General features: G+C 70.9%; 24 protein-coding genes. 13 read left to right on the top strand and 11 right to left on the bottom strand.

Going from position 1 to position 21,934, the window contains the following annotated elements; translation table 11 throughout:
- Positions 1–94 precede the first annotated feature (94 nt).
- Positions 95–1,579, top strand: a complete 1,485-nt coding sequence (locus AB0D01_RS04540; protein ID WP_363053525.1) for a glycosyltransferase 87 family protein — start codon at positions 95–97, stop codon at positions 1,577–1,579.
- Positions 1,580–1,608: 29 nt separating this feature from the next.
- Here the strand turns inward: AB0D01_RS04540 and AB0D01_RS04535 are convergent, their stop codons facing one another.
- The 3 genes from AB0D01_RS04535 to AB0D01_RS04525 form a co-directional block, all read right to left on the bottom strand.
- A complete protein-coding gene (locus tag AB0D01_RS04535) occupies positions 1,609–2,640 on the bottom strand; it encodes an alanine racemase (RefSeq protein ID WP_363053524.1) in 1,032 nt (343 codons plus the stop codon).
- 76 nt (positions 2,641–2,716) lie between these two features.
- A complete protein-coding gene (locus tag AB0D01_RS04530; protein ID WP_363053523.1) occupies positions 2,717–3,835 on the bottom strand; it encodes a peptidoglycan bridge formation glycyltransferase FemA/FemB family protein in 1,119 nt (372 codons plus the stop codon).
- A gap of 131 nt (positions 3,836–3,966) precedes the next feature.
- Positions 3,967–4,299 (bottom strand): hypothetical protein, encoded by a 333-nt coding sequence (locus AB0D01_RS04525; RefSeq protein WP_363053522.1) that lies wholly within the window; start codon positions 4,297–4,299, stop codon positions 3,967–3,969.
- A gap of 249 nt (positions 4,300–4,548) precedes the next feature.
- On the opposite strand from AB0D01_RS04525, the gene rpsF reads away from it, so the two are divergent.
- From rpsF to rplI, 4 genes are all read left to right on the top strand, one after another.
- A complete protein-coding gene (gene rpsF, locus AB0D01_RS04520; protein ID WP_004950685.1) occupies positions 4,549–4,839 on the top strand; it encodes a 30S ribosomal protein S6 in 291 nt (96 codons plus the stop codon).
- A gap of 73 nt (positions 4,840–4,912) precedes the next feature.
- The gene (locus AB0D01_RS04515) at positions 4,913–5,509 is read left to right on the top strand and encodes a single-stranded DNA-binding protein (protein ID WP_363053521.1); all 597 of its coding nucleotides are present in this window, start codon (positions 4,913–4,915) and stop codon (positions 5,507–5,509) included.
- A 43-nt stretch (positions 5,510–5,552) separates the two neighbouring features.
- Positions 5,553–5,789: a 30S ribosomal protein S18 gene (rpsR, locus tag AB0D01_RS04510; protein ID WP_005315025.1), complete on the top strand. Its 237-nt coding sequence runs from the start codon at positions 5,553–5,555 to the stop codon at positions 5,787–5,789.
- 18 nt (positions 5,790–5,807) lie between these two features.
- Entirely contained in the window at positions 5,808–6,254 is a 447-nt protein-coding gene (gene rplI, locus AB0D01_RS04505; RefSeq protein WP_363053520.1) for a 50S ribosomal protein L9, read from the top strand.
- Between the two features lie 209 nt (positions 6,255–6,463).
- Here the strand turns inward: rplI and AB0D01_RS04500 are convergent, their stop codons facing one another.
- A complete protein-coding gene (locus AB0D01_RS04500; RefSeq protein ID WP_363053518.1) occupies positions 6,464–7,801 on the bottom strand; it encodes an MATE family efflux transporter in 1,338 nt (445 codons plus the stop codon).
- Between the two features lie 452 nt (positions 7,802–8,253).
- Between AB0D01_RS04500 and dnaB the strand changes: the two genes are divergently transcribed.
- Entirely contained in the window at positions 8,254–9,717 is a 1,464-nt protein-coding gene (dnaB, locus tag AB0D01_RS04495) for a replicative DNA helicase (RefSeq protein ID WP_363053734.1), read from the top strand.
- Between the two features lie 9 nt (positions 9,718–9,726).
- Entirely contained in the window at positions 9,727–11,112 is a 1,386-nt protein-coding gene (locus tag AB0D01_RS04490) for a serine hydrolase domain-containing protein (RefSeq protein WP_363053517.1), read from the top strand.
- Positions 11,113–11,114: 2 nt separating this feature from the next.
- On the opposite strand, the gene AB0D01_RS04485 is transcribed toward AB0D01_RS04490, so the two are convergent.
- Both AB0D01_RS04485 and AB0D01_RS04480 read right to left on the bottom strand, forming a co-directional pair.
- Positions 11,115–11,576, bottom strand: a complete 462-nt coding sequence (locus AB0D01_RS04485) for a GNAT family N-acetyltransferase (protein WP_363053516.1) — start codon at positions 11,574–11,576, stop codon at positions 11,115–11,117.
- A 74-nt stretch (positions 11,577–11,650) separates the two neighbouring features.
- Entirely contained in the window at positions 11,651–12,601 is a 951-nt protein-coding gene (locus AB0D01_RS04480; protein WP_363053515.1) for a GNAT family N-acetyltransferase, read from the bottom strand.
- A 143-nt stretch (positions 12,602–12,744) separates the two neighbouring features.
- Here AB0D01_RS04480 and AB0D01_RS04475 point away from each other — a divergent pair, with 143 nt between their 5' ends.
- Both AB0D01_RS04475 and AB0D01_RS04470 read left to right on the top strand, forming a co-directional pair.
- Positions 12,745–13,395: an HAD-IB family phosphatase gene (locus AB0D01_RS04475; protein WP_363053514.1), complete on the top strand. Its 651-nt coding sequence runs from the start codon at positions 12,745–12,747 to the stop codon at positions 13,393–13,395.
- Positions 13,298–14,719 (top strand): globin domain-containing protein, encoded by a 1,422-nt coding sequence (locus AB0D01_RS04470; protein ID WP_363053733.1) that lies wholly within the window; start codon positions 13,298–13,300, stop codon positions 14,717–14,719. The genes AB0D01_RS04475 and AB0D01_RS04470 overlap by 98 nt, the downstream gene beginning before the upstream one ends.
- A gap of 70 nt (positions 14,720–14,789) precedes the next feature.
- Here the strand turns inward: AB0D01_RS04470 and AB0D01_RS04465 are convergent, their stop codons facing one another.
- From AB0D01_RS04465 to AB0D01_RS04450, 4 genes are all read right to left on the bottom strand, one after another.
- The gene (locus tag AB0D01_RS04465) at positions 14,790–15,269 is read right to left on the bottom strand and encodes an NUDIX hydrolase (protein WP_363053513.1); all 480 of its coding nucleotides are present in this window, start codon (positions 15,267–15,269) and stop codon (positions 14,790–14,792) included.
- A 61-nt stretch (positions 15,270–15,330) separates the two neighbouring features.
- Entirely contained in the window at positions 15,331–16,227 is an 897-nt protein-coding gene (locus AB0D01_RS04460; protein ID WP_363053512.1) for a LysR family transcriptional regulator, read from the bottom strand.
- A 178-nt stretch (positions 16,228–16,405) separates the two neighbouring features.
- Positions 16,406–17,557: a cystathionine gamma-lyase gene (locus AB0D01_RS04455; protein ID WP_363053511.1), complete on the bottom strand. Its 1,152-nt coding sequence runs from the start codon at positions 17,555–17,557 to the stop codon at positions 16,406–16,408.
- A gap of 10 nt (positions 17,558–17,567) precedes the next feature.
- Complete coding sequence (locus AB0D01_RS04450; protein WP_363053510.1) at positions 17,568–17,948, bottom strand: phage holin family protein; 381 nt, start codon at positions 17,946–17,948, stop codon at positions 17,568–17,570.
- 93 nt (positions 17,949–18,041) lie between these two features.
- On the opposite strand from AB0D01_RS04450, the gene AB0D01_RS04445 reads away from it, so the two are divergent.
- From AB0D01_RS04445 to AB0D01_RS04430, 4 genes are all read left to right on the top strand, one after another.
- On the top strand, positions 18,042–18,359 hold the full coding sequence (locus tag AB0D01_RS04445) for a cupin domain-containing protein (protein WP_363053509.1): 318 nt from the start codon (positions 18,042–18,044) through the stop codon (positions 18,357–18,359).
- 124 nt (positions 18,360–18,483) lie between these two features.
- Positions 18,484–18,711: a DUF5326 family protein gene (locus tag AB0D01_RS04440; protein ID WP_363053508.1), complete on the top strand. Its 228-nt coding sequence runs from the start codon at positions 18,484–18,486 to the stop codon at positions 18,709–18,711.
- 270 nt (positions 18,712–18,981) lie between these two features.
- Positions 18,982–19,728: a helix-turn-helix domain-containing protein gene (locus AB0D01_RS04435; RefSeq protein WP_363053507.1), complete on the top strand. Its 747-nt coding sequence runs from the start codon at positions 18,982–18,984 to the stop codon at positions 19,726–19,728.
- Between the two features lie 97 nt (positions 19,729–19,825).
- A complete protein-coding gene (locus tag AB0D01_RS04430) occupies positions 19,826–20,275 on the top strand; it encodes an SsgA family sporulation/cell division regulator (protein WP_363053506.1) in 450 nt (149 codons plus the stop codon).
- A gap of 68 nt (positions 20,276–20,343) precedes the next feature.
- On the opposite strand, the gene AB0D01_RS04425 is transcribed toward AB0D01_RS04430, so the two are convergent.
- Positions 20,344–21,888 carry a YibE/F family protein gene (locus AB0D01_RS04425; RefSeq protein WP_363053505.1) on the bottom strand — a complete coding sequence of 515 codons (1,545 nt, stop codon included), beginning with the start codon at positions 21,886–21,888 and terminating at the stop codon, positions 20,344–20,346.
- Between the last annotated feature and the right edge of the window lie 46 nt (positions 21,889–21,934).

Genomic DNA, 21,934 nt, shown 5'->3' with positions numbered 1-21,934 from the left:
CGATCGACCCACCCGCACCACGCACCACCAGAGGGCCGTCGCACCGCCGCGACGGCCCTCGCCCGTGTCCGGTGCGGTACGGCAGGATGAGCGCATGACCCAGGTGCACGAGGACCGGCCCGTACTGCCCACGCAGCAGGACGAGGTCGCGGCGGCCGGCAGCGAGCTCATCGGCGGCCCGATCGGCCGCCGCGCCCGCCTCGGCGGCCACTGGCTGAACCCCGTACGCGTCGTGGCCCTCGTCATGCTCGGCATGTTCGCGCTCGGCATGGCGCAGAAGGCGCCCTGCTACGACTGGGCCTGGTTCCGCGGAGCGGCCTCCCAGTACACGCACGCCTGCTACTCGGACATCCCGCACCTGTACTCCGCCCGGGGCTTCGCCGAGGGGCTCACGCCGTACGTCGACAAGTTCCCCGACATCGCCACGGACCCGAAGTTCGGCGGCATGGAGTACCTGGAGTACCCGGTGCTCACCGGGGCCTTCATGCAGGTCGCCTCCTGGCTCACGCCCACCGCCGGCAGCATCCAGCACCGCGAGCAGATGTACTGGATGGTCAACGCGGGCATGCTGATGATCTGCGCCGCGGTCATCGCCGTCTGCGTCGCCCGCACCCACCGCAACCGGCCCTGGGACGCCCTGCTGCTCGCCCTGGCCCCCGCCTTCGCGCTCACGGCCACCATCAACTGGGACCTGCCGGCCGTCGCCCTGACCGCCGTCGCCATGCTGATGTGGTCGCGCGGCCGGCCCGCCCTCGCCGGTGTCGCCATCGGCCTGGCCACCGCCGCCAAGCTCTACCCCGTCCTGCTGCTCGGGGTCCTGTTCGTGCTCTGCTGGCGGGCGGGCAGGTGGCGGGCCTTCGGCGCGGCCGCCCTCGCGGCCGTCGCCGCGTGGCTCGCCGTCAACGTTCCCGTCATGTACGTCGCCTGGGACGGCTGGAAGCGCTTCTACGTCTTCAGCCAGGAGCGGCCCATCGACTTCGGCTCCGTCTGGCTGCTGATCTCGCAGCGCACCGGCAACCCCCTGGACGGGGCCAACACCTACGCGACGGGCCTCACGCTGCTGCTGTGCCTGTCCATCGGGCTGCTCACCCTGACGGCCCCGCGCCGGCCCCGCTTCGCCCAGCTGGCCTTCCTGGTGGTGGCGGCGTTCATCCTCGCCAACAAGGTCTACTCGCCGCAGTACGTGCTGTGGCTCATCCCGCTCGCCGCGCTCGCCCGGCCCCGCTGGCGGGACTTCCTGATCTGGCAGGCCGGCGAGGTCCTCTACTACCTCGGGATCTGGTTCTACCTCGCCTACACCTCCAGCGGCGACAAGCACCAGGGCCTGCCGGTGGAGGGCTACCAGCTGGCCATCGCCGCCCACCTGCTGGCGACGATCTACCTGTGCGCCGTGGTGGTGCGCGACATCCTGCTGCCCGAACACGACGTCGTACGGCGCGACGGCGCCGACGACCCCTCCGGCGGCGTCCTGGACGGTGCCGAGGACGCGTTCACCCTGAGGGAAGCACGGAAGGCGCCGCGGGACACGGCGCCTTCCGAGGGACAGCGGGTCGACTGGGGCACGGACCCCGGTCGCTGACGGGCCCGGCCGGGCCCGTCAGGCGGGGCTCAGGCGTCGAGCACCCGGTCGAACTGGGTGGTGGTGTGCCGCAGGTGCGCGACCAGCTCGTCGCCCACCTTCGGCTCGGTGGCGTCCGAGGGCACGAACAGGATCGACACCTGCATGTGCGGCGGCTCCGCGAACCACCGCTGCTTGCCCGCCCACACGAAGGGCGACAGGTTGCGGTTGACCGTGGCCAGACCGGCCCGGGCGACGCCCTTGGCACGCGGCATCACCCCGTGCAGGGCCTTGGGGGCCTCCAGGCCCACACCGTGCGAGGTGCCGCCCGCGACGACGACCAGCCAGCCGTCCGAGGCGGCCTTCTGCTGCCGGTAGCCGAACCGGTCCCCCTTGCCGACGCGGGTGACGTCCAGGACCGAGCCGCGGTACTGCGTCGCCTCGTGGTCGCCGAGCCACAGCCGGGTGCCGATGCGGGCCCGGAAGCGGGTCTGCGGGAACTGCTGCTGGAGACGCGCCAGCTCCTCGGCCCGCAGGTGGCTGACGAACATGGTGTGCAGCGGCAGCCGGGCCGCGCGCAGCCGGTCCATCCAGCCGATGACCTCCTCGACGGCGTCCGAGCCGTCCGGGCGGTCCAGCGGCAGGTGGAGGGCGAAGCCCTCCAGCCGCACGTCCTCGATCGCCGACTGGAGCAGGCCCAGGTCCTGCTCGGAGATGCCGTGGCGGCGCATCGAGCTCATGCACTCGATGACCACGCGGGCGCCGACCAGACCGCGGACCCCGTCCACCGAGGAGACCGAACGGATCACCCGGTCCGGCAGCGGCACCGGGTCCTCGCCGCGCCGGAACGGGGTGAGGACGAGCAGGTCACCGCCGAACCAGTCCTTGATCTTGGCCGCCTCGTACGTCGTGCCCACGGCCAGGATGTCGGCGCCCATCCGGGTCGCCTCCTCGCACAGCCGCTCGTGGCCGAAGCCATAGCCGTTGCCCTTGCAGACCGGGATCAGTCCGGGGAACTGGTCGATGATCTGCTTCTGGTGCGCACGCCAGCGCGCGGTGTCGACGTAGAGCGTGAGCGCCATGCCCGTCCGGAGCCTCTCTCGGAAGGCTGCGTGGTGCAGCCGGTGCGGTGTGTGTGGGGTGGGGTGGAGCGGGGGGTCAGCGGCGCGACATGTAGATGTCGAGCGCCTTGTGCAGCATCTTGTTGAGCGGGAAGTCCCACTCGCCGACGTACTCGACGGCCTCGCCGCCGGTGCCCACCTTGAACTGGATGAGACCGAACAGGTGGTCGTTCTCGTCCAGGGTGTCACTGATGCCGCGCAGGTCGTAGACGCTGGCGCCGAGCGCGTAGGAATCGCGCAGCATGCGCCACTGCATCGCGTTGGAGGGGCGGACCTCGCGCTTGTGGTTGGCGGAGGCGCCGTAGGAGTACCAGACGTGCTGGCCGACGGTGAGCATCGTGGCGGCGGCCAGCGGCTCCCCCTCGTGCGTCGCGATGTACAGGCGCATCCGGTTCGGGTCCTCGGAGTTGAGGGCCGTCCACTGGCGCTGGAAGTAACTGAGCGGGCGCGGGCGGAACTTGTCGCGCTCGGCGGTGATCTCGTAGAGGTGCTGCCAGGTCGGCAGGTCCTCGTAGCCGCCCTGGACGACCTCGACACCGGCCTTCTCGGCCTTCTTGATGTTGCGGCGCCACAGCTGGTTGAAGCCCTTGAGGACGTCGTCCAGCGAGCGGTTCGCCAGCGGCACCTGGAAGACGTAGCGCGGCTGCACGTCGCCGAAGCCGGCGCCGCCGTCCTCGGCCTGCTGCCAGCCCATGCGGCGCAGCTTGTCGGAGACCTCGAAGGCGCGGGGCTCGATGACCGAAGCCTCCACGTCGCGCAGGCGCTTGACGTCCGGGTCCTGGATGCCGGACTTGATCGCGGCGGCGTTCCAGCGGCGGATGACGACGGGCGGACCCATCTTCACGGTGAAGGCGCCCTGCTGCTTGAGGTGCGCCAGCATCGGCTGGAGCCATTCCTCCAGATTCGGGGCGAACCAGTTGATGACGGGCCCCTCGGGGAGGTACGCGAGGTAGCGCTTCACCTTGGGCAGCTGCCGGTACAACACGAGCGCGGCGCCGACGAGTTCACCGTGGGCGTCGAACCAACCGAGGTTCTCCGAACGCCACTCGTTCTTGACGTCGGCCCACGCCGGGACCTGGCAGTGGCTCGCCGACGGCAGGCTCTGGAGGTAACCCAGATGCTGCTCTCGGCTGATGGTCCTCAGGGACAGGCTCATGCGGGGCGTCTCCTCGGCGGCTTCGCTGGCTATGGCGCGAAGCCTACTGCGACGGGGGCGCCACCCATCTGGGGGACGGGCCGTAGCCCGGGGCGGAGGTCCGCCGGCGCCCCGTCGAGGAGGTCCCCCGGTCAGCCCAGCCAGCCGCCGAAGAGGCCGCCGTGGGCCATGCCGAGGAAGAAGCCGAGGGCAGACGCGCCAAGGCCGATGATCAGTGCGAAGCGCTCGCGTGTCGTTTCGGAGATGAACTGCCCGTAGGCCCCGGTCGCGATTCCGATCAGTCCGGCCCACGAGGTCAGCAGGTGCAGGTTGTGGAAGAACGCAGTGACGAACGCCACGGCACCGAGGACCAGCGTGACGGCCATCAGGGTGTCCTGGAGCGGATGGGGCTTGCCGTCGGTGGCGAGCAGGGAGATCGCCGGGGGCGAGGCGGAGGGGGACTGGCCGTGCATTGCCTGTGCCATCGGAAGGCACCTCCTGGCTGACGCAGAGCGGTGCTGCGGGGCCGTCCCGACGGGGGTCGGGGCGTAGCACCGAGCACACCCGATGAGTACAGATTGCGGCCGGTCACCGCCGGATTTCAACCGGAAGGAGGCGAGCGGGTACTCTGTACGGTCTGCGCGGTGTCTGCTCTCGGACGCCGTGCGCACGCATCACGACCCTCCTGCCACGGAACGACCGTGGCCGCTGAGTCCAAAGGAGGTGGGTTCCACATGCGTCACTACGAAGTGATGGTCATCCTCGACCCCGATCTCGAGGAGCGCGCTGTCTCCCCGCTGATCGAGAACTTCCTCTCCGTCGTCCGTGAGGGCAACGGAAAGGTCGAGAAGGTCGACACCTGGGGCCGTCGTCGTCTCGCTTACGAGATCAAGAAGAAGCCCGAGGGCATCTACTCGGTCATCGACCTGCAGGCCGAGCCTGCGGTCGTCAAGGAGCTCGACCGCCAGATGAACCTGAACGAGTCGGTTCTCCGGACCAAGGTCCTTCGCCCCGAGACCCACTGAACCTCGGTTCAGCGGTAATCGGGATCGAGTAGCACAGCAGCCCCAGCAGCAATCCCCGCCGAGAGGTTCATCCATGGCAGGCGAGACCGTCATCACGGTCGTCGGCAATCTCGTCGACGACCCCGAGCTGCGCTTCACCCCCTCGGGTGCGGCGGTCGCGAAGTTCCGTGTCGCGTCCACCCCCCGCACCTTCGACCGTCAGACCAACGAGTGGAAGGACGGCGAGAGCCTGTTCCTGACCTGCTCGGTGTGGCGGCAGGCGGCGGAGAACGTCGCCGAGTCCCTCCAGCGGGGCATGCGCGTCATCGTGCAGGGCCGGCTGAGGCAGCGGTCGTACGAGGACCGTGAGGGTGTCAAGCGCACGGTCTACGAGCTGGACGTCGAGGAAGTCGGCCCCAGCCTGAAGAACGCCACGGCCAAGGTCGCCAAGACCACGGGTCGCGGCGGCCAGGGTGGTTACGGCGGCGGCGGTCAGCAGCAGGGTGGCGGCGGCGGCTGGGGCGGAGCCCCCAGCGGCGGCGGCGCCCCGCAGGGCGGCGGAGCTCCCTCCGACGACCCGTGGGCGTCCAGCGCGCCGGCCGGCGGCCAGCAGCAGCAGGGCGGCGGGGGCGGCTGGGGCGGAAGCTCCGGCGGCTCCGGCGGTGGCTACTCGGACGAGCCGCCCTTCTAGGGCAGCCCGTATCCCCACTTCTTGATCACACAGGAGAGACACAATGGCGAAGCCGCCTGTGCGCAAGCCTAAGAAGAAGGTCTGCGCGTTCTGCAAGGACAAGACCGCGTACGTGGACTACAAGGACACGAACATGCTGCGGAAGTTCATTTCCGACCGCGGCAAGATCCGTGCCCGCCGCGTTACCGGCAACTGCACGCAGCACCAGCGTGACGTCGCCACGGCCGTGAAGAACAGCCGTGAGATGGCGCTGCTGCCCTACACGTCCACCGCGCGATAAGGAAAGGGTGACCGACTAATGAAGATCATCCTGACCCACGAGGTCTCTGGCCTCGGCACCGCCGGCGATGTCGTCGACGTCAAGGACGGTTACGCTCGCAACTACCTGGTCCCGCGTGGTTTCGCGATCCGCTGGACCAAGGGTGGCGAGAAGGACGTGGCGCAGATCCGCCGCGCCCGCAAGATCCACGAGATCGCGACCATCGAGCAGGCCAACGAGGTCAAGGCCCGTCTCGAGGGTGTCAAGGTCCGTCTGGCCACCCGCGCGGGTGACGCCGGTCGTCTCTTCGGCTCCGTGACGCCGTCCGACATCGCCACGGCGATCGAGGCGTCCGGTGGCCCGAAGGTCGACAAGCGTCGCGTGGAGCTGGGCTCCCCGATCAAGACCCTCGGTTCGTACCAGGTCTCCGTGCGTCTGCACGCCGAGGTCGCCGCGAACGTGGGCATCGAGGTCGTCGCCGCCTAAGGGCAGCGCATGAAGGGCCGCACCCCTCGGGGTGCGGCCCTTCGTCGTTCCCGGGCTCTTCCGGTGCTTCCGAGGTCCTCAGGGTCGGCGGGGGCCGGCGGTGATGTTTCACGTGAAACGCGACCGACCCCCGTGTTTCACGTGAAACACGCGGGTCGGTGGCCGGCGCTCGGAGCGCGACGGCGGGGCAGGGGCGCGGCCTGCGTGCGTCAGCGGGTGGCGCCCGCGACCAGCCAGCGTCCGGAACGGGCCCGCAGCTGGAGGGTGACCATCCGGACCAGCATCATCAGCGTCATGGCCCACCACAGGGCGGTCAGACCGCCGCCGAGGGCGGGGACGAGCAGGGCGGCGGGGGCGAACACGGCGAGGGTCAGCAGCATGGCCCGCGCGAGGTAGGGGCCGTCACCGGCGCCCATCAGCACGCCGTCCAGGACGAAGACGACCCCGGAGACCGGCTGGGACAGCGCGACCACGAGCAGGGCGGGCAGCAGGGCGTCCTCCACCACCGGGTCGCTGGTGAACAGCGGGATGAAGACCGGGCGGGCCAGGACCACCAGCAGTCCGAGCACGATGCCGGAGCCGATGCCCCACCGCACCATGCGCCGGCAGACGTCGCGGGCGCCCTCGGTGTCGCCGGCTCCCAGGTAGCGGCCGATGATGGCCTGACCGGCGATGGCGATGGCGTCCAGCGCGAACGCGAGCAGGCTCCACAGGGACAGCAGGATCTGGTGGGCGGCGATGTCGGCGTCCCCGAGCCGGGCGGCCACGGCGGTGGCGATCATCAGGATGGCGCGCAGGGACAGGGTGCGGACCAGCAGCGGGACGCCGGCCTGGGCGCAGGCCCGGATGCCGGCCGCGTCGGGGCGCAGGGAGGCGCCGTGGCGGCGGGCCCCCCGGATGACCACGACGAGGTAGACGGCGGCCATGGCGCACTGGGCGATGACGGTGCCCCAGGCGGAGCCGGCGATGCCGAGGTCCGCCCCGTAGACCAGGGCGACGTTCAGGACGCCGTTGAGGGCGAAGCCGCCGATGGCCACGTAGAGCGGCGTACGGGTGTCCTGGAGGCCGCGGATGACGCCGGTGGCGGCGAGCACCACGAGCATCGCGGGGATGCCGAGGGCGGAGATCCGCAGGTAGGTGATCGCGTAGGGGGCCACGGTGTCCGAGGCGCCGAACAGGGAGATGAGCGAGGGCGCGGTGGGCAGGACGACGGCCACGACGGCGGCGCCGAGCAGCAGGGCCAGCCAGATGCCGTCCATGCCCTGGCGTATGGCGGCCGGGAGGTCGCCCGCGCCGACCCTGCGGGCGACGGCCGCGGTGGTGGCGTAGGCGAGGAAGACGAAGACGCTCACGGCGGTGGTGAGGAGGGCGGCGGCGACGCCGAGCCCGGCCAGCTGGGGGGTGCCGAGGTGGCCCACGATGGCGCTGTCGGCCATCACGAAGAGGGGTTCGGCGACGAGGGCGCCGAAGGCCGGCACGGCCAGGGCGAGGATCTCGCGGTCGTGCCGTCTCGGGGCGGTCTTCGCAGCTGTGGGCGCCTGTGTCATGTGCCCAATCTAATCTTCCACAGGTAATGGACGCAAGGGTGCTGCAATCCTTACAGAGTCTCTGACTTGGGCGTTCTTCCCGCCTCGTTGGAGGCGATCTTGAGACAGTGGCGAAGATTTTTCTCCTGCACAGCCCGAGGGTGCCGAAAGCGCAGGTCAGATAGGGTGCAGGGGTAGGCCGGGTGATTTTGTCCACAGCGCCGTCCCCCGGTCCGTGCACAGCTTCGGGCGAGTTACCCACAGCATTGGGACCGTCGTCCACATCTCATCCACACAGCCTGTGGATAACAAGATTGGCTGACGCCGCTCGCGGCCCTACCGTTGGGCGTTGCCCGACGCGCCGACAGCCGTTCCGGGCGCCCCGAATGTCAGAGCCGTGTCGTAGAAAGAGTGACACGGCGAGGTCCGCGTTGCGGACGGGAGGAGGTGGCCCGGTGAGCATGCCCGAGCCCATGGACGACCCCTGGGCCGACAGCGGTCCCAGTGACCGTCTGCCCGCCCGTCCGCGCCGGAACGGCGAGGGCCGCGGCCGTCGTGACGACCAGGACGACCAGGGCCGCGAGGGCGGCTCCTGGGACGGTGGTGGCGGCGGCTTCGAGCGGGTACCCCCGCAGGACCTCGACGCCGAGCAGTCGGTCCTCGGTGGCATGCTGCTCTCCAAGGACGCGATCGCCGACGTCGTCGAGGTCCTCAAGGGCCACGACTTCTACCGGCCCTCCCACGAGACGATCTACCAGGCCATCCTCGACCTGTACGCCAAGGGAGAGCCCGCCGACCCGATCACCGTCGGCGCGGAGCTGACCCGGCGCGGCGAGATCTCCAAGGTCGGCGGGGCCTCGTACCTGCACACCCTCGTGCAGTCCGTCCCCACGGCGGCCAACGCCGAGTACTACGCGGAGATCGTCCACGAGCGTGCCGTCCTGCGCCGCCTGGTCGCCGCCGGTACGAAGATCACGCAGATGGGCTACGCGGCGGACGGTGACGTCGACGAGATCGTCAACAGCGCCCAGGCCGAGATCTACGCCGTCACCGAGCAGCGGACCTCCGAGGACTACCTGCCGCTCGGCGACATCATGGAGGGCGCGCTCGACGAGATCGAGGCGATCGGCTCGCGCAGCGGGCAGATGTCGGGCGTCCCCACCGGGTTCACGGACCTCGACTCGCTGACCAACGGCCTGCACCCCGGCCAGATGATCGTCATCGCCGCGCGTCCCGCCATGGGCAAGTCGACGCTCGCGCTGGACTTCGCGCGTGCCTGCTCCATCAAGAGCAACCTGCCGAGCGTGATCTTCTCCCTCGAAATGGGCCGCAACGAGATCGCGATGCGCCTCCTTTCGGCGGAGGCCCGCGTGGCCCTGCACCACATGCGTTCGGGCACCATGACCGACGACGACTGGACCCGGCTCGCCCGCCGCATGCCCGACGTGTCGGCCGCCCCCCTCTACATCGACGACTCGCCGAACCTGTCGATGATGGAGATCCGGGCCAAGTGCCGGCGCCTCAAGCAGCGCAACGACCTGTCGCTCGTCGTCATCGACTACCTCCAGCTGATGCAGTCCGGCGGCTCGCGCCGGCCCGAGAGCCGCCAGCAGGAAGTCTCGGACATGTCCCGAAACCTCAAGCTGCTGGCCAAGGAGCTGGAGGTCCCGGTGATCGCGCTCTCCCAGCTGAACCGTGGCCCCGAACAGCGCACCGACAAGAAGCCGATGGTCTCCGACCTGCGTGAATCCGGTTCCATCGAGCAGGACGCCGACATGGTGATCCTGCTGCACCGAGAGGACGCCTACGAGAAGGAGTCCCCGCGCGCGGGCGAGGCCGACCTGATCGTCGCCAAGCACCGAAACGGTCCCACCGCGACCATCACCGTGGCCTTCCAGGGGCATTATTCGCGGTTCGTGGACATGGCCAACACGTAGCATCCGGGCATGGACGCCCTTTCCGAAGACCTCGAACCGCTCCCCTCCACCCGGCGCGCGCTGCGTCACCGGATCGCCGTCGCGCAGAGCGAGGGGCGCGCCCCCTCCCTGGTGGCGGCCGTCGTGCGGGGCGGGCGGGTGGTCTGGGAGGGCTCCCGCACCTCGGTCGAGGGCCACGGGCCGGACGGCGACGTCCAGTACCGCATCGGCTCGATCACCAAGACGTTCACGGCCGTTCTGGTCATGCGACTGCGTGACGAGGGCCTGCTGGACCTCTCCGATCCCCTGGGCAAGCACCTTCCCGGGAGCGGCGCGGACGAGGTGACCATCGCCCAACTGCTCGCGCACACCGCAGGGTTGGCCGCCGAGACCCCCGGGCAGTGGTGGGAGCGCTCGTCCGCGGAGCTGCGGCCGACGCTCGCCGAGGTGCTGGGCGAGGAGCCGTTCAGGCACGCCCCGGGACGCAGGTTCCACTACTCCAACCCCGGCTACACGCTGCTGGGTTCGCTCGTCGAGGCCCTGCGCGGCCGGCCCTGGGAGGAGGTGCTGCGCGCCGAGGTGCTGGAACCGCTGGGCCTGCACCGCACGAGCGGCCTGCCGCGGGCGCCGCACGCCGGGGGCTGGGCCGTGCACCCGTGGGCGGACGTGATGATGCCGGAGCCCGCCGAGGACCTCGGACTGATGGCCCCCGCAGGGCAGTTGTGGTCCACGACCACCGACCTGGCGCGCTTCGCGGTCTTCCTGGCACGCGGGGACGAGCGGGTGCTGAGCGCCGCGAGCGTACGGGAGATGCGCGCCCCCTCCGCGCCGGGCGAGCCCGGGTTCGCCGACCTCGGCTACGGATTGGGCCTCCAGCTCTCCGAGGCCGCGGGGCGGCGCCTCGTCGGGCACAGCGGATCCCTGCCCGGGTTCGTGGCCGGGCTGTGGATGAGCGAGGCCGACGATCTGGCGGCGGTGGTCCTGGCGAACTGCACCTCCGGGGTGCCGACCGGCACGGTGGCGGCGGACCTCATCGGGATCGTCGCCGACGCGGAGCCGCGCTTCCCCGAACCCTGGCGCCCGTTCACCGAGGACGCCCGCGTGCCGCTGGAGCTGTGCGGAACCTGGTACTGGGGCACAGCGGCCCAGGTGCTGCGCCTGCGGTCGGACGGTTCCCTGGAACTCGGCCCGGCGGGGGCGGTCGGCCGCACGGCCCGCTTCCGCGCCGAGGACGACGGCACGTGGACGGGCCTGACGGGTTACTACGCGGGTGAGACGCTGCGCGCCGTCCGGCGTGGCGACGGCACCGTGAGCCACCTGGACCTCGGCTCGTTCGTCTTCACCCGCGAGCCCTACGACGAGGGCGCCCCGGTGCCCGGCGGAGTCGACCCGCGGGGCTGGCGGGGCATCGGCTGACCTCAGAGCTGGAGCTTGAACCCGACGTGCGAGGCGGTGAAGCCGAGCCGCTCGTAGAAGCGGTGGGCATCGGTGCGGCTGGCGTCGGAGGTGAGCTGCACGAGCGAGCAGTTCTCCTGGCGGGACCGCTCGACGGCCCACTCGATGAAGCGGGTGCCCAGGCCGCTGCCGCGTTCGTCCGCGTGGACCCGTACCCCCTCGATGATGGAGCGGGTGGCGCCCTTGCGGGACAGCCCGGGGACGAACGTCAGCTGGAGGGTGCCGACGACGCGTCCGTCGCGGACGGCGACCACCACGTGCTGGTGGGGGTCGTCCGTCAGGCGCTTGAGGGCCGCGCGGTACGGGGCGAGGTCGTCCGGGGACTCGCGGCCGGCGCCCAGCGGGTCGTCGGCGAGCATCGCGACGATCTCCGGCAGGTCGGCCTCGGTGGCGGGACGGATGTCGAGGTCGGTGGAACGGGTCACGGTGCGGTGGTCCTTGTCTGTTCGATCCGTCCCCGAGGGGACGCGGTGGGACGTGGCGAGGACGGCCGGCCGGGTCAGCCGGTGGCCAGGGTGAAGGGCGCCCAGCGCCGGGTCCAGTCGCCGGGAAGTCCGGGTACGTCGCGGACCATGACGTCGTTGAAGGTCAGCGAGGCGAGGCCGCGCTCCTTCAGCCACGCGAGGAGCTCCTCGTGGCGTACGTCGACGTCGGTGCGCAGGGGGCGTTCGGTGCCGGCGGCGGCCTCGGTCACCAGGGCGCGGGCCGTCGCGTCGTCCCGGGCGATCAGCGGGCCGACGATGTGCGTGTCCATGCTGGGCCAGACGGACGCGTACCCGACGAGAGTGCCGGAGGGGTCCTCGGCCACCAGCAGGCGGTCCGCGTAGGCGGGCATGCGCGTGATCATGTGGGTCCGGTCGGTGCCGAACACCTCGGTGTCCAGCCGGATGATCCCGGTGAGGTCCTCGGCGGTGGCGGCCCGTACGGAGACCGGGGCGGCGGCCGCAGCGGAGACGGGAGCGGCGCCGACGGCGGCGTCGGGGGTGGTGGGCTCCTCGGGGGCGGGGTGGAAGTGGCCCCGGACCATCTCCACGCGTCCCGTGGTATCGAAGCCGAGCTGCTCGTAGAGCGGTCGGCCGAAGGGGGTGGCGTGCAGGGTGAGCGGGATGCCGGCGAGCACCTCGTCGCACACGTGGGTCATCAGACGGCGCCCCAGCCCCTTGCGGGCGTATCGGTCGGCGACGAGGACCATCCCGATGGCGGCGAGGTCGGGCTTGCCCCGGTGATCCCCGTAACGGGTGACGACACAGACGGCCGCGAGCCCCTGGCCGTCGGGGGCGTCGATCCCGTAGCCGTCCCCGGCGGCGAGCAGCAGTCCCCACCTGTTCTCCTCGCGTGGCCAGCCACGATCCTCGGACAGGTCGGCGCAGGGAAGGAGGTCGTCCAACCTCAGCGCGCGAATGGGCAGGTCGGTCAGCGGTGATGGTGTCACCGGCCCAGACTGGATCATCGATCAGGGCGCGTCCAGAGGATTTGGGAGACCGAGGGGGCGATGTTTCACGTGAAACAGGGCCCCCGTTTCACAGCGAACCGGGGGTGTTTCACGTGAAACGCGCTGTTTCACGTGAAACACAGCGGCTAGCCTCGACAGCTATGACGCTCCTGCACCTCTTCGATCTCGACGGAACCCTCATGTACGGCTCGGCGGCGCCGGTGGAGATCTCCCGGCAGCTGGGCGTGGGCGAGGAGATCGCGAAGTTGGAGCGGGCCTTCGCCGCGCGCGAGATCGGACCGCACCAGTTCTCGATGGCCGCCCGCGAACTGTGGTCGGAGCTGACGCCGGACCACGTGCGGGCGGCCTTCGACGGATCCCCCTGGCTGGCTGGCATCCGGGACGTCTGGACGGAGATCCGCGAGCGCGGCGACTACTGCGCCGTGATCTCCCTGTCCCCGTCCTTCTTCGTCGAGCTGCTGCTGGAGTGGGGGGCCCACGCCGCGCACGGCTCGGTGTTCCCGGAGGTGCCCTTCACCCGGCCCGTCGAAGCGGCCGGGATCCTGACGCCCGAGGCCAAGGTGGACGTCGCGGACCGGCTCTGCGAGCGGTTCGGGGTGGGGCGCGTCGACTGTGTCGCGTACGGGGACTCGATGACCGATGCTGTCCTCTTCGAGGCGGTTCCGCGATCGGTGGCGGTGAACGCCCGACCGTATCTGGCGGAGCGGGCGACGCACGTCTATCAGGGCCGTGACCTGCGCGAGGCATACCAGCTCGTGGGCGCGGCACGCCCGGAAGTCGACGCATCTTAAGGGGAAGGGGGGTTCGAAACGCGGATTTTCCCCATTCCCCCGCCGGGCCCCCGGTCGGCCGGCACGCTGTGAAATCCGGAACCTCGGATTCGAGGCCGTGGCGTGTGCAGACCCGACCGAGATGCTCGAAGCGAGGCACCACATGGACGCTCCGCCCACCAGAGCGGCAAGACCGACGGGCCGGATACCCTCCGAGGACGCGAAGGAGCCCTCCCCGGACGCCGTGCTCATCCGCCGGACGCTCGCGGAGATCGCACCGGTCGCCGACAAGGTCACCTCCTACTTCTACGCCCTGGTCTTCACGGGCCACCCCGACGTGCGGGGGCTGTTCCCCGCGGCCATGGACGTGCAGCGCGACCGGCTGCTCAAGGCGCTGCTGACGGCCGCCGAACACATCGACGACCCCGAGGTCCTCACCCCGTACCTGCGCCGGCTGGGCACCGGCCACCGCAAGTACGGGACCATGGCGGCGCACTACCCGGCCGTGGGCGAGGCGCTGATCGGTGCGCTGAGCCGCTACTCGGAGTTCAGCTGGGGGCCGGAGACGCAGGCGGCGTGGGTGCGGGCGTACACCGCCATCTCCCAGATCATGATCGACGCCGCCGCCGAGGACGAGGTGAAGGCGCCGGCCTGGTGGCACGCGGAGGTGGTCTCCCACGAGCTGCGCACCCCCGACATCGCGGTGGTCACCGTACGGCCCGACCAGCCCTACCCCTTCCTCGCGGGCCAGTACACGAGCCTGGAGACCCCGTGGTGGCCCCGGGTCTGGCGGCACTACTCCTTCGCCTCGGCGCCGCGCGCGGACGGCCTGCTGTCCTTCCACGTCAAGGCGGTCCCGGCGGGCTGGGTGTCCAACGCCCTCGTGCGCCACGCCCGACCGGGGGACGTCCTGAGGCTGGGCCCGCCCGCCGGGTCGATGGTGGTGGACCACAGCACGGACAACGGCATGCTGTGCCTGGGCGGCGGGACGGGGATCGCCCCGATCAAGGCCCTGATCGAGGACGTGGCCGAGCACGGCGAGCGGCGCCGGATGGAGGTCTTCTTCGGGGCGCGCAGTGACAGCGACCTCTACGACAAGGACACCCTGCTCGGGCTCCAGCGCTCCCACCCGTGGCTGTCGGTGCGCCCGGTGGTGGGCGAGGGGCTGGCGGGCCAGCTGCCGCAGGCCGTGGGGGAACACGGGCCCTGGAGCTCGTACGACGCCTTCATCTCGGGGCCTCCCGCGATGATCCGCAGCGGGGTCGACGCGTTGAAGCGGATCGGGATCCCCGGCGAGCGGATCCGCCACGACGAGGTCGAGGAGCTGGCGGGCGTGGCCGGCTGAGACCGGCCCGCCGGCCTGCCGCCCTCTGCCCGCCGGACTCGGCCCTCCGCCCGCCCGCTCCCCGTCCGACTCAGCCCAGGTCCGGGGCGTGCATGGCGCGCACTCCCTCGATGTTCCCGTCGAGGTAGTGGCGCAGGGAGAGCGGGACGAGGTGGACCGCGGCGATGCCGACGCGGCTGAAGGGCACGCGGACGATCTCGTACTCGCCCTCGGGCTCGTCGACCTCCGGGCCGTGGCGCAGGGAGGGGTCCATCGAGGCGAGGTGGCAGACGAAGAAGTGCTGCACCTTCACACCGGTGACCCCACCGGAGGCGATGTGCTCGACCGTGTCCACGAAGCAGGGCACCACGTCGGTGATCTTGGCGCCGAGTTCCTCGTGGATCTCCCGGTGCAGGGCGTCGACGACGGTGGCGTCCGAGGGCTCCACTCCCCCGCCGGGAGTGAGCCAGTACGGATCGACGCCGGGCTTGGTGCGCTTGATGAGGATCAGGTCGTCGCCGTCGAGCAGGATCGCGCGGGCGGTGCGTTTGACCACCGGTCGTTCGGTCATGGGAGAAGAGTGGCCCGCGGCTCCCCTTCTGAAACGCGCCACGAGGCCGAAACCGCGGCCGTCACCAGCGCACGGCGGCGCGCAGCAGGCGGTCGTGGGCCCGCGCGAGGTGTGCCAGACCGAGGCTGCCGGCGCGGACGGCGAGGAACCAGGTGCGCAGCGGGGGCACGTCGGGATCCAGCAGGGCCACGATCCGGCCCGCCGCGAGATCGTCCCCGCACAGGTAGCGCGGCAGTACGGCGAGGCCGGCGCCGGCCCGCACGCACTCCAGGACGGCCCGCAGGTCGGGGGCGACGACGGTGGCCGCGCACTCGGGCACGCGGTCGAAGACGGAGCCCCAGTAGCGGGTGACGAGGGGCAGGCTCTCGTGGACCTCGACGACGGGGATCCCGTCGAGGGCGAGGGGTCCCTTGTCGCGCAGCTCCGCCCGATCGACCAGGGCGGCCCAGTACGGCGCGGCCACCAGGACCTGGTCCTCGTCGCACAGGGGGCTCGCGGAGAACAGGCCGCCGCGGGGCCGGGAGGTGGTGACGACCAGGTCGTGCTGCCCGGCGGCCAGCCCGTCCAGGGCCTGCTCCGCGTCGGAGGTGAAGGCGGTGCGCAGGGTCTGGCCCTGGCCGACGAGGGGGGCGAGGGCGGGCAGCACCCGCAGCGACAGGAACTCCGGCGGGCCGGCGAGGTGCAGGGTCCGCAGGGCGCCGGCGACCTCCCGCTCGGTCTCGGCGATCCGCAGCAGGGCGTCGAGGTGCGGCGCGGCCTTGTGGGCCAGCTCGTCCCCCACGGCGGTGGGGGTGACCCCTCGGGCCCGGCGGTGGAACAGGGGCCGGCCCATTTGGCGTTCGAGCGTGCGGATCTGGGAGGTGACGGCGGGCTGGGACAGCCCGAGGAGTGTGGCGGCCCGGGTGAACGAGCCCGCCCGGTGCACGGCGACGAAAGTGCGCAGCAGGGCCAGGTCCATTTTTCGGCCCCTCTCGGTGGGGGCCTTCAACTATAAATATGCCGATAGGCCCCTGTCGTTACCGTGATTGGACTCTGACGCACGGTCAACTAGCCTTGTCGACGAGGTTCTTGCGCGAGGGGAACCGGGCGGTCCGAGCCACCAGGGGGGAGGCTCGGACCGCCTTTCCCTGTCCGGTTCAGGCCCCCGGACCAGCGCTGTCCAGGGCCCGCAGCACGTCGGCGACGAGGTCCGCGGGGTCCTCGGCGCCCGCCGAGAAGCGGATGAAGCCCTCCGGGACGGCGTCTCCGCCCCAGCGCCGGCGCCGCTCCGCGGTGGACCGTACTCCGCCGAAGCTCGTGGCGTCCTCGACCAGCCGCAGGGCCGCCATGAAGCGTTCCGCGTGTTCGCGGTCCGGCAGGGTGAAGGAGACCACCGAGCCGAATCCGCTCATCTGCCGGGCGGCCGTCTTGTGGGACGGGTCAGAGGGCAGGCCCGGGTAGCGCAGGTCGGTGACCTCGGCGCGGTCGAGCAGGGCCTCCGCCACGGCCAGCGCGTTGTCCCACTGGCGTCGGGTGCGCAGGTCGATGGTGGCCAGGGAGCGGTGTGCGAGCCAGGCCTCCATCGGGCCCGGAATGGCTCCGATGATCTTGCGCCAGCGTCGGATGCCCGCGGCGAGCTCCGCGTCGCGGCACACCACGTAGCCGAGGAGCAGGTCCCCGTGGCCGGTCAGCCCCTTGGTGCCGCTGGCGACGGAGAAGTCCGCCCCGAGTTCCAGCGGTCGCTGTCCGAGTGGCGTGGCGAGGGTGTTGTCGACGGCGACCAGGGTGCCGCCGGCGTGCGCGGCCGCCACGAGGCGCCGTACGTCGCACACGTCCAGGCCCGGGTTGGAGGGGGTCTCGATCCACAGCAGCCGCGCCCCGTCGAGGACCTCCAGCTGGGCCTCCTCGCCGGTCGGCGCGGTGCGGACGTGGATCCCGTACGCCTCCAGCTGTTCCCGGAGCAGGGGCAGGGCCTGGTAGCCGTCGTCGGGCAGGACGACGGTGTCGCCCGTGCGCGCCTGGGAGAGCAGGACGGCGGAGATCGCCGCCATGCCGGAGGCGAAGACGACCGTGTCCACGTCCGGGCGCCCCGGTGCCTCCAGTTCCCCGATGGCACGTTCCAGCAGGGTCCAGGTGGGGTTCGTGTCGCGCCCGTAGGTGTACGGGCCGCTGACGTCGCCGGGGAGGTGGAAGTGGGCGGCGAAGACCGGTCCCGGCAGGGTCGGTTCGTTCTTGACGGGTTCCGGCAGGCCCGCACGGACGGCCCTGGTCCCGTCGCCGTACGGTCGCCGGTCGGAGAGGTGGTCCACGGTGCGTCGCTCAGTTCTTGTCGGGGAGGACCATGTTCACGGCCCACGAGACGATGGAGATGATCAGGCCGCCGAGGACGGCCGTCCAGAAGCCGTCGACGTGGAAGCTGAGGTCGAACTGCTTGGCCAGCCACGAGGTCAGCAGCAGCATCAGGGCGTTCACGACGAGGGTGAACAGGCCGAGGGTCAGGATGAACAGCGGCAGCGAGAGCAGCTTCACCACGGGCTTGACGATCAGGTTCACCAGGCCGAACACGAGCGCGACCAGGATGAGGGTGAGCGCGCGGCGGCCGGTGCCGCTGCCGTCGTCGAGCGTGATGCCCGACAGCAGCCAGACGGCGACCGCCAGGGCGGCCGCGTTGGCCAGCGTCTTGACTACGAAATTCGTCATGTGTCTGATCGTGGCAGAGAAGATCCCGGTGGGACATCGGCACATCAGCGGATCCCACGGCACCACCGAGCAAGGGCAAGGGGCAGAACGACGATGAAGGCCTTCCGGCTGGACGAGCTCGAAAGGGAGCGGGCGGCCAACGACGGCGCCTACCTGCAGTTCCTGAAGGAGCGGCACATGTCGGTGGGGCTGTACGCGCTCGACGCCGGCCAACTCGACCCGCAGCAGCCGCACCGCCAGGACGAGGTGTACTTCGTGGTGAGCGGTCGCGCCGCGATCACCGTCGGGGAGGAGACGACGATGGTCGCGAACGGCAGCGTCGTGTACGTGCCGGCCGGGGTGCCGCACCGGTTCCACCACATCACCGAGCCGCTGAAGGTGATGGTGGTGTTCTCGCCGCCCGAGGCCTGAGGGTCGCGACCCCGAACCCCCTAGGGGGCGGATCAGGGGGTTCCGGGGGCTCTCGGGCCCCCGTGCGCGGCCGTGGGCTCCTAGCATTTCAGCAGGAAGTCACGGACGAGGAAGAGGTAGGGACATGGACGGGATCCGGGCGCTGTTCGCGGGTATGCCCTGGTGGGTGAAGTGGATCGCGGTGCCGCTGCTGGCGCTCTTCGTCTTCGGCGGTGTGATCACGAGCATCCTCGGTGCGCTGATCTCGATCGTCTTCAAGGTGCTGCTGTTCGCGGGTCTGGTCGCCGGACTGATCTTCCTGGTCAAGAAGTTCCGCGGCGACGCCTCCAAGTCCTCCGCCGGTGAGTGGTAGGCCCCGCGCGTCCCGTGTGACGGTGATTGACCCAGGCGGGGGAACGTGGGGCCCCAAACCCCTCGCGCGTCGGGAGCCGATGGATACAGTGCCAACTCGTGTGGTCACCCGGGCACCGACAGCCAACACCTCCGCTTGGAACAGGCGGTGACGTCGGCCGCCGAGCACGACCCCGGGAACGACACGCGCGGGGGCGGCCCCCGCGGCGCGGGCCCCGGCGTCCGCGGCCAGGCCCGGGGGTGAGCATTGTCTTCCGTCCACAACGCCGGAGTGCCGACCCTCATCGGTTCGGTGCAGCGGGCGCTGAGACTGCTCGAAGCGGCGGGCTCCCATAGCGGGGGAGCCCCGGCGAAACAACTGGCGCGCGAGGCCGGGCTCCCGCTCCCCACCGCGTACCACCTGCTGCGGACCCTCACCCACGAGGGGTATCTGCGCAAGGTGAGCGGAGTCTTCGTCCTCGGCGACGCGGCCGGTCGGCTGGCGGTCGGTGGACTTCAGCAGAAACGTCGCAGCATGATCCTCGACTCCCTCGCGCACTTCCGCGACGCGGTCGGGGCCCCGGTCTACTTCGCGGTCTACCGCGAGGGCGAGATCGAGGTCGTGGGCGTCTCGGACACCCCGGCCCACCCCGCCTGCGAGGAATGGGCCGACTTCCGCGCGACCGGACACGCGCACGCCATCGGTCAGTGCCTGCTGGGGCAGCTCGACGAGAAGACGCGCAGGGACCACTACGCCCGGCACCCGGTGCAGAGCGTCACCCCCCACACCGTGCGCGACCTGCGCGCCCTGGAGGAACGCATCGGGTCCCTGGAGCGGATGCAGCCCGTGATCGAGCGTCAGGAGTACACGCTGGGCACGGTGTGCGCGGCCATCCCCATCACCGCCGGTGACACGGCCGCGACGATGGCCATTTCTCTCCCCTCGCACCAGGAAGCTCGGTTGCTCTCGGTAGTCGATCGACTCCGGAGTGAAGTAGGCGCGCTGCTGAGCAGCCTCTCCTTCTCTATCAGTATCTGAAAACTCACTCCTTGTGATCTACCTGCCCTTCCACCACTCTTGTCAAGAGGGTCTTTAGGGATCATTCCTGGCCACTTCCACAACAGCGGGGTAGGCAATGCGCGAGTCGGTACAGGCAGAGGTCATGATGAGCTTCCTCGTCTCTGAGGAGCTCTCGTTTCGGATTCCGGTGGAGCTTCGGTACGAGGCGTGTGATCCCTACGCGGTGCGCCTGACCTTCCACCTGCCCGGAGACGCGCCCGTGACCTGGGCGTTCGGCCGGGAGCTGCTGCTCGACGGGATCAACAAGCCCTGCGGTGACGGTGACGTGCGCATCTCTCCCACCCACCCGGAGGAGCTGTCGGACGTGCACATCCGACTTCAGGTCGCGGGGGAGCGGGCGCTGTTCCGCGCCGGCGCGGCACCTCTCGTCGCCTTCCTCGACCGGACCGACCGGCTCGTTCCGCTCGGTCAGGAGCGCACTCTCGGTGACTTCGAGGAGAGCCTCGACGAGGAACTGGACAGGATCCTCGCCGAGGCGCGGCAGAACGAGCAGAACGCGGGCTGAGCCGCGGGGCGGTTCGGATCGGCCGGCGGGCCGGGGCGGCGGGCGGCAGTGCCCGTCGCCCCGGCCCGTCAGCGCTTGCGGCGCCGTCCCCGTCCCCGGCCGGCCCGGGCGGCGGCCCGGGAGGGGGCGGACGCGGAACCGGCGGACGCCGATCCGGTCGACGCCGATCCGGTGGGCGTCGGCCGGTCCGCGGACACCACCAGGGCGGCGAGGGCCGTGGTCACCGGGACCGAGGCGACCAGTCCGATCGAGCCCACGAGGGTCCGTACGATCTCCTCCGCGACCAGCTCGCTGTTGGCCACCGAACCCATGCTGCTGTTCGCGATCGAGAACAGCAGCAGCAGGGGCAGCGCGGCACCCGCGTAGGCCAGGACCAGGGTGTTGACCACCGAGGCGATGTGGTCGCGGCCGATCCGGATGGCCGCCCGGTACAGGGCGCGGGGCCCCATCTCCGAGTCGGCCTGGTGCAGCTCCCACACGGCCGAGGTCTGGGTGACGGTCACGTCGTCGAGCACGCCGAGCGAACCGATGATCACGCCCGCGAGCAGCAAACCGCTCATGTCGATGTTCGGGTACAGCCCGTGGATCAGGCCGGTGTTGTCGTCCGTGTTGCCGCTGAGGAACGCCCAGTCGATGAACAGCGAGCCCAGCAGTCCGATCAACAGCAGCGAGACCAGGGTGCCGAGCACGGCCACCGAGGTGCGCGCCGTCAGGCCGTGGCACATGTAGAGGGCGATCAGCATGATCGCGCTGGCCCCGACCACCGCGACCAGCAGGGGATTCGATCCCTGGAGGATCGCCGGGAGGATGAAGAGGGTCAGGATCGCGAAGCTCACCACGAGCGCGATCAGGGCGAACAGCCCGCGCATGCGACCCACGACGACGACCGCGACGGCGAAGATGCCGGCCAGCAGGGCCATCGGGAACTTACGGTTCAGGTCGACCACGGAGTACTGGAGGTCGCGCGGCGCGTTGGGGGCGTAGGCGACGACCACCTCCTGACCGTTCGCCAACTGCCGTGGCGCGCCCGGCTGGACGATCTCGAAGAAGGCGCGTCCCTTGTCCGGCCCGGTGCCGACCTCGATGGTGGCCTTCTTGCAGTCGCCGGTCTGCGAGGCCACGGCCTCGCGCCCTTCGGGTGTGGAGGTGTCACCGGTTGGAGGTACCTGCGCGGCGTTGACGGATTTGCAGTCGACGCTCACCAGAGCGACGACCTTGCCCTGCTGGGTCTGGCGGTCGAAGCCCACCCCGGTGCGCTCGTGCGCCGGCGCGCCCCCGGGCCAGAGGACGGCCATGCCGACGAAGACGGCGACGGCGAAGGGGATCAGTACGGCGGCGATGACCTTGCGCAGGTGCAGGGATACGGGCGCGGCCGGACCGTGGCCGTGACTGTGGCCGTGCCCGCCGTGACCGTGTCCGTGACCGCCGGGTGCGGGTGCGGGTGGGTGGCCGTGGCCGTGGCCGCCGGGCGCGTGGCCGTGGGACGGGTCGTGTGGATGACCGTGGGAAGGGCCGTGGTGGGAACCGGCCGCCGGCCCCGGCGAGGCGTGCTCGTGGCCGGCGGGGCCCAGGGGATCTGTGGGCTCGTGTGGGGGCTGCGGCGAGGACGTCACCGGCTGATCATCGCAAGAGATGAGGGGGCCCACTGTTCAGCACGCC

It is taken from the genome of Streptomyces sp. NPDC048606 (assembly GCF_040650855.1).
Taxonomy (GTDB): Bacteria; Actinomycetota; Actinomycetes; order Streptomycetales; family Streptomycetaceae; genus Streptomyces.
The sequence above is the reverse complement of the archived record's forward strand: the minus strand, read 5'-3'. Positions and strand labels throughout refer to the sequence as shown.